8 protein-coding genes are annotated in these 13,362 nt (G+C 33.1%); 3 read left to right on the plus strand and 5 right to left on the minus strand.

Going from position 1 to position 13,362, the window contains the following annotated elements:
• Window positions 1–69: 69 nt before the first annotated feature.
• From DMB65_RS07060 to DMB65_RS07070, 3 genes are all read left to right on the plus strand, one after another.
• Window positions 70–2,022 (plus strand): DUF7849 domain-containing protein, encoded by a 1,953-nt coding sequence (locus tag DMB65_RS07060; protein ID WP_110305938.1) that lies wholly within the window; start codon window positions 70–72, stop codon window positions 2,020–2,022.
• A gap of 137 nt (window positions 2,023–2,159) precedes the next feature.
• Window positions 2,160–4,796 (plus strand): CHAT domain-containing protein, encoded by a 2,637-nt coding sequence (locus DMB65_RS07065; RefSeq protein WP_110305939.1) that lies wholly within the window; start codon window positions 2,160–2,162, stop codon window positions 4,794–4,796.
• Window positions 4,748–5,185 carry a retropepsin-like aspartic protease gene (locus DMB65_RS07070; RefSeq protein ID WP_110305940.1) on the plus strand — a complete coding sequence of 146 codons (438 nt, stop codon included), beginning with the start codon at window positions 4,748–4,750 and terminating at the stop codon, window positions 5,183–5,185. Before DMB65_RS07065 ends, DMB65_RS07070 begins: the two co-directional genes overlap by 49 nt.
• 19 nt (window positions 5,186–5,204) lie before the next feature.
• Here DMB65_RS07070 and DMB65_RS07075 read toward each other — a convergent pair whose 3' ends face one another.
• The 5 genes from DMB65_RS07075 to DMB65_RS07095 all read right to left on the minus strand — a co-directional run bounded on the left by DMB65_RS07075 (window position 5,205) and on the right by DMB65_RS07095 (window position 13,307).
• Window positions 5,205–5,402, minus strand: a complete 198-nt coding sequence (locus DMB65_RS07075) for a hypothetical protein (RefSeq protein ID WP_110305941.1) — start codon at window positions 5,400–5,402, stop codon at window positions 5,205–5,207.
• Window positions 5,403–5,406: 4 nt separating this feature from the next.
• Entirely contained in the window at window positions 5,407–6,057 is a 651-nt protein-coding gene (locus DMB65_RS07080; RefSeq protein WP_110305942.1) for a hypothetical protein, read from the minus strand.
• Window positions 6,050–9,070, minus strand: a complete 3,021-nt coding sequence (locus DMB65_RS07085; protein ID WP_110305943.1) for an HsdM family class I SAM-dependent methyltransferase — start codon at window positions 9,068–9,070, stop codon at window positions 6,050–6,052. Before DMB65_RS07085 ends, DMB65_RS07080 begins: the two co-directional genes overlap by 8 nt.
• 140 nt (window positions 9,071–9,210) lie before the next feature.
• Complete coding sequence (odhB, locus tag DMB65_RS07090) at window positions 9,211–10,452, minus strand: 2-oxoglutarate dehydrogenase complex dihydrolipoyllysine-residue succinyltransferase (protein ID WP_110305944.1); 1,242 nt, start codon at window positions 10,450–10,452, stop codon at window positions 9,211–9,213.
• 77 nt (window positions 10,453–10,529) lie between these two features.
• A complete protein-coding gene (locus tag DMB65_RS07095; protein ID WP_110305945.1) occupies window positions 10,530–13,307 on the minus strand; it encodes a 2-oxoglutarate dehydrogenase E1 component in 2,778 nt (925 codons plus the stop codon).
• Window positions 13,308–13,362: the final 55 nt, after the last annotated feature.

Below are 13,362 nucleotides of genomic sequence, written 5' to 3' on the forward strand. Positions count from 1 at the left end.
ATCTTTTTCTGTCTAAAGAAGCCAGAAAAAGGATGCCGCTCCCATCAGGGCTAAAAAACCTCCTCGACCATGAAAAAACTTTTATACTGTTTCATTTTTCTTTCATCAGTAATGGTCTTTTCGCAGACCAAAGTAAAAGACACCATCACCCGAAGAGCAAACATCAGCTATATCCAAAAAGGCAATTCGGTTAATTTCAAACCCGAAACACCGCCGTTAATCCCCATTGCAGGTGCTCCAAAACCAAGCTATTCTTATTTATGGGAACTTGGAGACGGACATTACAGCAAAGAAGCCGAACCAAAACACGTTTATAAAAACAAAGGCAATTATACCGCCAGACTTGCTGTAACCAACAATTACGACAACGGAAAACCTCCGGCAACACGCCCAAAAAAAGTGGCTGTAAACGATATTACCGACACAGATTATAAAGACATCGCATCCATTGCCGACCAAAACGGATTCACCATCCTAAAAAACTGCGACCCCATTCCGGAACAGGAAATGGTAGTCGTAGTAAGTTATCAGAATCTGGAAAATTATGTTGCCAATGGCAAGCTCTATCTTTTTTACAACGAAAAACAATTCAAAAACAACAATTTCGAACTGGTCGATTTCAGGACCTACTCAGGCGAACGCGAAGTAAAAGAAAACACAATTGCCTCAATTGATGATCTTGATGACACAAAAAACTATCTGGCCTCTGCCGAAAACACTTTCAAATTCAAAAAATATAAAAATACAACGACTGAAGAAGATCTGGAGGCAAGCTTAAAAGAGGCACATACGCTCTATCATAACGTTTCGATCCTTGAATTTGACGATGCCAATCCAAGCGAAACCCGAAATGTTTTTTATACCTTTAAAACAACACCCGAAATGATCAAGGATACCAGCGCAACGGTTACCATGCGTGGGATTTTTGTACCCAACCGCAGTTTTAAAAATCATAAAGTCAAAAACCTCGAAATGGAAATCGTAACCTCCCACGATCCCAACAAAATGGGGTCGAACGGAAGTTTTATGAATTACAGATTTGTTCGGTTTAAAAGAGTCAAATTTAAAACACGTTTTCAGAACAATGGCGAAGGGCCTGCGAGAAAAATTCGTTTAGAAACCGATATTCCGGATATGTTCGACAAAAAAACTTTCCAGATTGAAAGTATGTATCCTGAATGCCCGATTTGTCCCAAAGGAGAAGAACCAACTGTAAGCTGTCTGGACACTATTATTACCAAAAAACAAATCATTTTTACGTTTAAAAATATTTACCTTCCGGGAACTGAACAAAAAAACGTTCACGAAAAAGACAGTACCAAAGGTTTTGTTCGCTATTCGATGAAATTTAACGAAGACTTTCACAAAACAAATACACGAAGCAGGACTTCGATTATTTTTGATAAAAACGAACCTATCCTAACCAATTACGCCGTTACACGATTCCTACCAGGAATCTCGATTGGTGCCAAAGCGGGGTATAACTTTTATCCAAATCTTGAAAAATCGACGAGCTATTTTGTGGGTGCCTCTATTTCACCTTTTAAAGCTTATCGCTTTTACTGGCAGGCAGAATGGATGAATGCTTTAAACCAATATAACAGTGCCGTGGCTATTACCACCGGATTTGATAGTAATGCAAACGGAGTCAGACGGTTGACACGTACCACTACTACAACAAAAAACAAAAATGTGAACTGGGAAATTCCTGTTTTGATTCGGTACAACATTAATAATTATATTGGAGTCGGAGCCGGAATTCAGGCCAATATCAATGTTTTATCCCAACAGGATCAGGATAGAAAAATAGAAATTTTTGAAGGAGACAAAGAAAATATTCTGATTGGCACAAAAACAACAAATAATACCATTAAAAACTCCTTTACCAATTTCAAAACCGGTCTTTTATTTGACCTGACAGCAGGATTTGCCAGAATCGGACCAAGTCTGGGCGCACGATATGTGATCAACTTTGAACAGGATTTTAATTATTTTCAGGTGTATGGGATTTGGAGGTTTTAATATTTCACCATATAAATGATGTAAGTAAATTTAAGTTTTAAAATTCAAATGTCATCCTGAGCGAAGTCGAAGGCTCATAACAAGAAGGTCTTCGACTTCGCTCATACAGACACTTATCACTACTTTCAAGCAATAATATGAACTTACATCGCTTATATGGTTTAATCCTTCTTTTTCTGAGTCTCCATGTTTTCGGGCAACAGGAAAGTAAAATCTATAATACTATTGATACTTTCGTTACAAACCCTTCCGCGAAAGCGTTAAAAAATTTAACGAATGCAGAAAATACGTTCTGGAGAAATCCAAAACCAAAAAGCAAAGACGAATTATTGTCCATAGTGGTTTTAAACTGCAATAAGGCCTATTATGAAAATCAATTCGGGCAAACCCAAAATGCCCTGTTAACCTACGAAAAAGCCTGGCAAACCTATCAGAAATACCAACTTAAAAATTACGATATCATTGAATATTGTCTCAAACCTTTAGGAAATCTATATACCATTGTAGGGGATTATGATAGCGCAGAAAACACGATCAAACAGTATTATTTTATTGCCGAAACAGAAAAAAAACAATCACAAAAAATAGCGGCCATCCTGAATTTATCGAATGTCTATCAGAATTCAGGAAAGATTTCAATGGCAATTGAACTTTTGGAAAATTCTCTAAAAACTGAAAAACTGTCAAATGCTCTAAAAGGAATTTTATGGAATAACCTTGGTAATAATTATTTACTGAGTTCAGCAGGGCATTTAATGAAACCAGAGGTCTATGATAAAGCACAAAAATATTTTGAATTAGCAGTAAAATATTTAAAAAATGATACCGATCAGTCTGAAACCCTGTCGAATTCTTATCGAAATTTAGCCAATCTTAATCGCTTACGACAAAATTTTGAACTTGCAGACTCTTATTTAGAAAAAGCACAAAAGCTGATGCAGGATTCGCAGCCCAGAAAAATTGCAAAATTGTATTATGAAAAGGCTCTATTGTTGTTTGCTGAACAAAAACACAAAGAAAGTATCAATGAAATTAAAGGTATTTTTAAAATCTTAATTCCCAATTACAATTCAGGAAATTTATTGCCAAATAAAAATCAATTGTATGCAGAAACCGTTTTATTGGATGCACTCGATTTATATGCCGAAATTTTATCCGTCAAAGACCCCAAAAAAGCTTTAAAGACTTTTGAACTTTCTTTTTACATTGACGATTTATTGATGAATTCTTTGGTTTATGAAAATTCTAAAATCATTAATCAGATCAGAACCCGGAACCGTACCGAAAAATGTCTCTTACTTTACGATCATTTGTATCAAACAGAGCACAAAATTCAATATTTAGAACAAGCATTTCAATTATCAGAAAAAACAAAATCCGGAGTTTTAAAAAATTATCGTTCAAATATTAAAAACGCTTCTGCAAAAGAAAAACAGCTTGTGCAGCAACTTCAAAATTTAATTAATGCTATTTTAAAAGAACAGCAAAAAGGGGATTTAGCTGATATTTCAAAAATTAATCAATTCATAAAAAAACAAAATGAATCGATGCTTTCGCTAAAGAAACTCCAGGCTGAAGATACCGATTATTTCTCTGAAAACTGTGATTTAAAAGCGCTGTTTTCAAAATTAGAAAGTGACAAAGCCGTTATGGTTTATTATTTTATGGGTTCTGAAAACTTGTTTTATTTCACTTTACAAAATAACCGAATTAATTTAAACCACATCTTTACAGCCCATAAAGCAATGCTTGAAATCGTGCATTTTGTAGATTATTTTAATGACGCTAATGCTATTATTAATGATATTTCGGGTTATAATCGTTTTGGAAATAAGGTTTATAACCTATTGCAATTACCCGGCAATTCGGTTTATCAAAACCTGATTGTTGTTCCGGATGGGATTTTGAATTTTCTTCCGTTTGAAGCATTAATTACACGTAAATCAAACACAACAAACTTTGCCAAAATGCATTATTTGCTGAACGATTTCAAAATTGCTTATAATACCTCGGCCAATATTTATTTGAATTCTAAACCAGTTTCTAAATCAGAAAAAACCGTTTTGGGTGTTTTTCCGGTTTTCAAAAAAACTGCTTTTGAATTAAATTATTCAAAAAAAGAATTAGCATCAATCCGAAGTAATTTTAAAGGAAAATATTTAGAAAACACAGAGGCCACTTTCGATAATTTTAAAAAAAATGCCATTGATTATTCGATTCTGCATTTGAGCACACATGCTGCTGCAGGCGATATTGAAACTCCGGCAAGCATTAAATTTTATGATCAGGAAATTTTATATTCCGAATTATACAACCTGAATATCAACCCGGATTTAGTGGTTTTAAGTGCCTGCGAAACCGGAATCGGAAAACTCTACAAAGCCGAGGGAGCGATGAGTGTGGCAAGAGGTTTTCAGTTTGCGGGAGCACAGAATTTATTGTTTTCTTTATGGAAAGTAAATGATTATACAACTTCGGTTTTTATGTCTGACTTTTATAAAAACATCAAAAAAAATCCGTCTTATTTTGAAGCCAATACAAATGCAAAACTTGATTTCTTAAATGACAAATCGATTACAAACGCAAAAAAGTCACCTTATTATTGGAGTTCTTTTGTGTATTACGGTTCGATTTCTACAGAAATAAAATCAGCCCATTATATCTATTACATCATTAGTTTATTGACGTTAATTGGCTTATTTTTGGTTTTCAATCACTATCAAAAATGGAAAATCTTCACGAGGTTCTCAAAAAAGAGAAATACAAAAAAATAAAATTCAAAATCATCAAAACACAGCATTTACTGATTAAAGTAAAAATCAACGGCGTTTCGGGAAATTTTATTTTAGATACCGGAGCTTCCAATTCCTGTGTGGGTTTTGAAGGTATTGAACGCTTTGAATTAACTACAAAAAAATCAAAGACTAAAGCTGCAGGAGCAGGTGGTACCGGAATGAAAACGCAAATTTCAAAACAAAATTCGGTACAGATTGGTTCCTGGAAAAACGATGATTTTGGGATCGTAATTTTTGACCTTTCACATGTTAACGAAGCGCTTACACAACACAAAGCGAAACCCGTTAACGGCATTATTGGTGCTGATATCCTCCTAAAAGGCAAGGGGATTATTGATTACTACAATCATTATTTGTATTTGAAGTAACTTTCAAAACTCCAAACCATTAAATTTTGAATGTTCCCAGATGTAAAGTCTTATATTCATCCGAATAAACATGAATTTCATAACCATCCGAAAGATTTCTCGACCAAACTAACTTATTTACTGAGATAAAATAATTATACCATTTTCTTTCCCCTAAAATTTTAAGGTTAAGTTTATTAGTTCCTACAGCTTTTAATATTTTATTTTCTATTATCATACCATTAATTTGAGAATTCAAAAAACAAATGTTTTAGAACCTTTTGAGAATGTTTTGTCTCAAATATTTTATGATTATCAATAAACTTACTTTTATGTAGGATCATTTCAGAGTCATTTTTACATGAACTAATTTTAGCATTTACTTTGTCAATGATATTTTCTAATGAACCATTTACAATGTAGCCCAACATACAACCATTTTTTTCTTTAAAATGTCCTGTCAGAAATCTATCAATACCTTTAGTAATATATTCTTTCTGTTGTTGAGAAGCATTTACTTTGCTTCCGTTTGATTTATTCCATTGTGAAGAAGAAATATTTTTTGCTTCAATGATATAATTTAACCTTATTTCGTTTGACCAAACATTATGAAATCTAATATCAATTGGATTTGCTTCGTCTGCTGATTTCAAACCATTATCAATTTCATCATCCTCCAATTCTTCTTCTTTTGTAATAATCATTTCATATTTTAAAGCTACATCGCACTTATTCATTAAACTTACTAAATGAGAGGAAAAAGTTTTCTCTTCCCAATCTTTTGAATATGACTTATTCTTTATAGAATCATTATATGATTTAACCAAAACTGTTAAACATTTCAATTCAAAGCTTTCATTTACTTTCTGTATTATAAAATTGCTTTTAGCCATTCCCGTTAGCTATTTCAACTAATAAAGATTTACAATCCTCCATAGCAGCAGTTTGACTCCAAAAACGTCTTTGATTTGGCTTTATGATGTAAACATGATCACCATCATAATAGTTTAGTTTTTTTCTAAAATATAAATTTTGAGCTTCTTCTTCCCAAAGTTTTTCATCTAAAATTTTTAACTCTTTATATATATCTTCTTTTGATTCGAAAACAGGTTTTTCTTCATTCCCAAATGATATTTTAACTAAATACAATGGGCAATTTCTATTGATATCATAAATTGTTGCAGACGCTTTTAAATCAACATCATCCAACCAATCATTTAGTTCTTTTGTTAGTCTGTTAATATAAATGCCGATTTTGTTAACTGGTAAAACCGCTTTAGATTTCTCTTTATTTTCAAATAAATCTAAACTATAATCTAAAGTGTCTTTAATTATAATTTGCTCATCTTCTGTCAATTTAAGAATATCATTAAAAATAATCTGGTCAATTTCTTTTTCTAAATGTGAAATATCTTGACTTACTTTGTTTGATTTTTTTATCGAAATTATTTCATCAACTTTTGAAGATAACTTTATAATATTTTTCGCTTCTATATTTTCAATAACAGAAGGGAGCTGTAACATTTCATTTGATTGAACTCTTTCTCTTTCTATTCCCCAAGAAGCTGAACTTAACGAAAGATAATAATTTGAAAAAACTGAATTTATGAATGAAGATAAAACTTTTAGGATTTGAATATCACTGTTCACAATACTATAAGCCATATGATAACAATCAAAATCTATTATACTTGAACAGTATTCTTTATCTTTTTGACCCTCTTTAATTATTAAAAAAGGACTTTTGTATAATAACTCGTTTGTAGGTCTATAAATTTTAGAATTTGGAACTAACGCATTTTTCGAAGTATAATATTTATCTATTAAACCAGTTTCAATATATTCAATAGGAGTGAAAAATTTATTTTCTTCTATTTGCTCTTTTGAAGGAGAATGAAGTCCACTACCTTTTATCCATTCATTTTTATTAGTTTCAAAATATTCTTCTAGAGAATTGTATTTTGATTCAATTTTTTCAATCAACTCAAAATCAAAATAATTCCCCCACATTGCAATTTTCCAGATTTTTGAATCTTTCTTTTCACAATCATTTCTTGGCAAATGCTTAACATCTGATGAATCAATTACAATTCCTTCTAAAACATCATTTTTAATATAGGTTTTAGGGGCATAATAAGTTATGGTATCTTTTGGGTTTTCAGGATTCTCTTTTTGATAAAAAACAATACATATGGGGGTTTTAGCAGATCCGAAAAGCTGACCTCCAAATTCTTTAGGAATATCTCTTAAAATTGAAAAGTTATAAATTTTTTCTACATAATTATAAGTAAGCAACCATTTCCTAAAATTTTGATATGTACCTCGTGTATTCGTTAAAACTTTAGTATTGAAAATTAAAGCAATTTCACCTTTTGGTGCTAATAAAGTAGCTTTGTGCATAAATGGCAAAACCATTTCTTGAGCAAAATTTTGTTTTTTACAATAATTTATAATTGATGGTAATAACTTTTTTGTCCCAAATGGGGGATTTCCAACTACTAATTGAAAATTTTGCAATTCTGATATTTCAAAATCAGATATAGTATCTCTTTTAAAAAGATTATACCCCTGTTCATTTAAAGTTGAGTCCTCTGGATCGTTTATTAAATAAGGAAATTTAATATTCCCATTCCACCAACCTGTCTTTGGGTCTAGATTATCTAACAACGCTAAATACAAACTAAATGCCGCTACTTTAATTGATTTTCCTTCTATTTCTATCCCAAAAATATTGTCTTTTAGAATCTTTACTAGAATATCGAAATCCGTTAGCTTTTTTTGGCATTTGTTTTCATAACGTTTTACTAAACGCTTAAAACTTTGAACCAAAAAAATTCCTGAACCACAACTTGGATCAAGTGTTTTTATATTATAATTAGTTTTGTCGTTTTGAATGGGTAACTTCTCATTTAAAATCAGTTCAACTAATGATGGAGGTGTATAAAAAGTCCCTGAATCTTTTTTATTTTTTTCATCTAATTCGGATAAAAAGTTTTCGTAGATTTCACTTAATAATTCAATTCGAATAATACTAAAATCAAATAACCTCCAGCCTTCAAAAAAAGTAATTTGTTCATCATTTTCACAACCATTAATAAAACATTTTTTTATTAATTCTAAATGATTTAGTTTGACTAGATTTCTTTCCTCTTGAGTTATAGTAAATAAACTTCCATTAAAGTCATTGGATAATCTTTGGAATAGATTATAAGTAGCTTCAATATTTTCTAGAACCTTAAAATAAGAATCCGCATGATCTAAAAAAGTAGCATAAAATGGTTTTGTAGTCGCTCCTTTATCTTCTAAATACAATAAAAATAAAGAACGCATCACTAATTTATGAATAATGTCTTTGTCTTTTAACCCTTCTTTTTCTAGCTTCCTCGAAACATTAATTAAACTCTTAATTAAATATTTATCAACTCTATTTTGGAGATTTAGTTTGTCTTTTATCTCTTTAGCTTCAATTGCTGACCAAATAAAGCCTGTGTCAATAGCAATTCTTGAAAAAAGTGTATTAAGAGTTTTTAATTTTACTTCGTCTGTTTCCTCACAACAAAAAAGTTGCAGTTCTTGTAATTGACTTTTTAACTTTAAGTCAGCTATATTTTTATCTAAAACGAAAGGTTTTACAGAACAATTATAAATTCTAATTTCTGTTTTAGTATAAACATAGAGAAATAAAACTTTTTGAAAATTCCAACAAGCATGCTGAATTTCAGCAATCAATTTTAAGGTTTGTAAATCAAAAGACTCTACTTCTTTTAAGAAAAGAGCGGGATATCCCTCATTTTCATAAACTTCAATAATTCCATGTTTTTCAATATCAAATATATCAATATCAATTTCCTTGCTATCTTTTGCAAAGTCATTAAAATCGAGTTGTTGAAAAATGGAATTTGACATTATTGGGGTTTTAAACAAAAATATGATTTAAAAAAAATATTTCCTTATATATACGGAAAAATATATCAAAAATGATATGAACAAAAAAATCTCGTTTACAGAAATAAACGAGATTTTTAAAAATATATTTTTAGAATGTATTACAACTCCAATGCTCTTTTAGCATCACCGTTCATCAATAATTCTACTGGGTTTTCTAAAGCTTCTTTTACCGCCACTAAGAAACCAACAGACTCACGTCCATCGATGATTCTGTGATCATAAGAAAGGGCTACGTACATCATTGGGTGAATTTCTACTTTACCGTTTACAGCGATTGGGCGCTCGATAATATTGTGCATTCCTAAGATTCCTGACTGAGGAGGGTTGATGATTGGAGTAGATAACATACTTCCGAAAACACCACCATTAGTGATTGTAAAAGTTCCACCAGTCATATCGTCAACTGTAATTTGACCGTCACGAGCTCTTAAAGCCAATCTTTTGATTTCAGCTTCGATTCCACGGAAGGTTAAAAGTTCAGCATTACGAACAACAGGAACCATTAATCCTTTTGGTCCGGAAACAGCGATTGAGATATCAGCAAAATCGTAAGCGATTTTGTAATCACCGTCCATCATAGAGTTCACATCAGGATATAATTGTAAAGCTCTTGTTACTGCTTTTGTAAAGAAAGACATAAAACCTAAACCTAAACCACCATGTTTAGCTTTGAAAGCGTCTTTGTATTCATTACGAATTTGGTTGATTGGCGTCATGTTTACTTCGTTAAAAGTAGTAAGCATAGCTGTTTCGTTCTTAGCCGAAACTAATCTTTCTGCTACTTTACGACGTAACATTGATAATTTAGTACGCTCAGTTCCACGGCTTCCACCAGTTGGAGTTCCCATAGAAGGCACTGCATTTACAGCATCATCTTTAGTAATTCTTCCGCCTTTACCAGTTCCTGAAACAGTTGCCGGAGCAATATTTTTCTCGTCTAATATTTTTCTTGCTGCAGGAGATGGAGTCCCGGCTGCATAACTTGTTGCTGCCGGAGCCTGAACCGGAGCTGCTTTTGAAGCCTCAGCTTTTACTTCTGCTTTTGGAGCTTCAGCCTTAGGAGCTTCTGCTGCTGGTGCAGCTGCAGAACCAGATGGTTTTGCCGCATCAGTATCAATTAAACAAACTACAGCACCAACTGCTACTGTATCACCTTCTTCAGCTTTTAGTGTAATTACACCGCTCATTTCAGCAGGCAATTCAAGAGTAGCTTTGTCTGAATCAACTTCAGCAATCGCCTGATCTTTTTCTACATAATCTCCGTCTTTTACTAACCAAGTTGCAATTTCAACTTCTTTTATTGATTCCCCTGGTGATGGGACTTTCATTTCTAAAATCATCTTTGTTTTTGTTTAAGGTTTTTATGGTTACAGGTACAGGTGGTTAAACCTGAAACCTGAAACTTGAAACATTCTTTTTATCTAAATAAATCTTTATCGAATACCATTCTGATAGCATCTGCATGGCGGCGTTTTGCACGTGTATAACTTCCGGCAGCCGGAGCAGAATATGCTTTTAGTGAAGCCAGTCTCCATTTTACAAGATCAAAGTTCATTAACATAAAGCTATAAGCTCCCATGTTTTTAGGCTCTTCCTGTGCCCAAACATAATCATCTGCTTTTGGATAGTTGGAGATGATTTCTTTGATTTGCTCAACAGGGAAAGGGAATAATTGCTCTACACGAACAACTGCAACGTCATTTCTTCCGTTGTTTTCTCTTTCTGCAACAATATCGTAGTAGAATTTACCTGTACAGAAAACTAAAGTTTTAACTTTCTTTTTATCTACTGTATTGTCATCAATAGTTTCCTGGAAGCTTCCATTTGCTAATTCATCTACTGAAGAAACGCATCTTGGATCACGCAATAAACTTTTTGGAGAGAAAACGACCAAAGGTTTACGGAAATTCGTTTTCATCTGTCTTCTCAACAGGTGGAAGAAGTTCGCTGGTGTTGTACAATCAGCAACATACATATTGTGTCTTGCGCAAAGCTGTAAATAACGCTCCATTCTTGCTGAAGAGTGCTCAGCTCCCTGACCTTCATATCCATGTGGCAATAATAAAACAATACCGTTTTGATTGTTCCATTTGTCTTCACCACAAGAAATATACTGGTCAATCATAATTTGGGCTCCATTAGAGAAATCTCCAAATTGTGCTTCCCAGATCGTTAAAGCATTTGGATTTGCCAAAGCATAACCGTAATCAAATCCTAAAACACCGTATTCTGATAAAAGGGAATTGAAAACACCGAATTTTCCTTTTTTGTTTTCGATATTGTTCAATAAGATTACTTCCTCTTCAGAATCTTCAACTTTAACCACAGCATGACGGTGTGAGAAAGTACCACGTTCAACATCCTGACCCGAAATTCTAACATCGAATCCTTCTGTTAAAAGTGAACCATAAGCTAAAGCCTCTGCTGTTCCCCAGTCAAGAGTATTATTGTCATAACCAACTTTTCTGTCAGATACAATTTTATTGATTTTATTGATGAATTTTTTATCCGAAGGTAACGTTGAAATTGTATTGATAATTGAATCCAACCCTTTTTTGTCGAAAGTAGTATCGATCTTTTTCAGCATCACATCATCAGAAACCTGTTGGAATCCTTTCCATTCATTTTGCATAAATGGTGTAATGATTGTCAACGCCTTTTTACGGGATGCTTCTAAGTTATGTTCAAGATCTGCCTTGTATTCTTTTTCAATTGTGTTTACATAATTAGCATCGATAACTCTTTCTGATAAAAGCTTTTCTGCATAAATATCTCTTGGGTTTTGATGTTTTGCAATGATTTTGTATAAAACCGGCTGTGTAAAACGAGGCTCATCCCCTTCATTATGACCATATTTTCTGTATCCTAATAAATCGATAAATACGTCACGTCCGAACTCCATTCTGTAATCTAATGCAAAAGATACAGCGTGTACAACCGCTTCTGCGTCATCAGCATTTACGTGTAATACAGGCGAAAGTGTTACTTTGGCAACATCTGTACAATAAGTTGATGAACGGGCGTCTAAATAGTTTGTGGTGAAACCAACCTGGTTGTTGATTACGATATGAATGGTACCTCCGGTTTTGTAACCGTCTAATTGCGCCATCTGGATAATTTCATAAAGTAAACCTTGTCCTGCGATTGCAGCGTCTCCGTGAACGGCGATTGGTAATACTTTTGAAAAATCATCAGCATAATATTTGTCTTGTTTTGCTCTTGTGATTCCTTCAATAACAGCTCCAACGGTTTCTAAATGCGAAGGGTTTGGTGCTAAATTAATATTGATGCTTTTTCCTGATCTTGTTTTTTTGTCGGCAGTAAGTCCTAAGTGGTATTTTACGTCACCATCAAAGTATTCCTGATCGTAATCTTTACCATCAAATTCGCTAAAGATATCCTGAGTAGATTTTCCGAAGATGTTTGCCAAAACGTTCAAACGACCACGGTGAGCCATTCCCATTACAAACTGCTCTACTCCTTTTTCGGCAGCTTTTTCAATTAAGGCATCCAAAGCAGGAATAATAGTTTCTCCACCTTCTAATGAAAATCGTTTTTGCCCTACATATTTTGTATGCAAAAAGTTTTCGAAAGAAACGGCTTCATTTAATTTATTAAGGATAGTTTGTTTTTCTTCTGTAGAGAAATTTGGCTGATTGTTGTTAACGCCTAGTTTATCCTGAATCCATTTTACAACACCAGGGTTCCTGATGTACATATATTCAACACCAATATGCTGGCAGTAAATTGCTTTAAGACGGGTAATAATATCCTGCAAAGAGCATGGAGCAACACCAATAACCTGAGCCGCGTCAAAAACTGTAGCAAGGTCTGCAGTTGTTAGTCCAAAGTTTTCAATATCCAGCGTTGGAGATGAAGTTCTGCGGTCGCGAACCGGATTGGTTTTAGTGAACAAATGACCACGTGTGCGGTAGCCATCAATCAATTTCAATACGTTAAATTCTTTTTGTAATTTTTCAGAAACTTTACTGTAATCTGTGTTGTCGCTTGTTGTTACATACTCAACAATCTGCTGCACAGGATTTTCATCATTATAAGTAGTCATTCCAAAGTCAAAGCCCTGAAAAAAACTTCTCCAGCTTGGCTCAACGCTGTCTGGGTTTACTAAATATTGATCGTATAATTGTGCAAAAAACTCGGTATGCGCTGCATTTAAAAATGAAAACCTATCCATAATATTTGAGTGAATATACTTTTTGTTATATAGAATGGCAAAAGTACAACAAACG

The organism is Flavobacterium cheongpyeongense, assembly GCF_003202435.1.
Classification (GTDB): Bacteria; Bacteroidota; Bacteroidia; order Flavobacteriales; family Flavobacteriaceae; genus Flavobacterium; species Flavobacterium cheongpyeongense.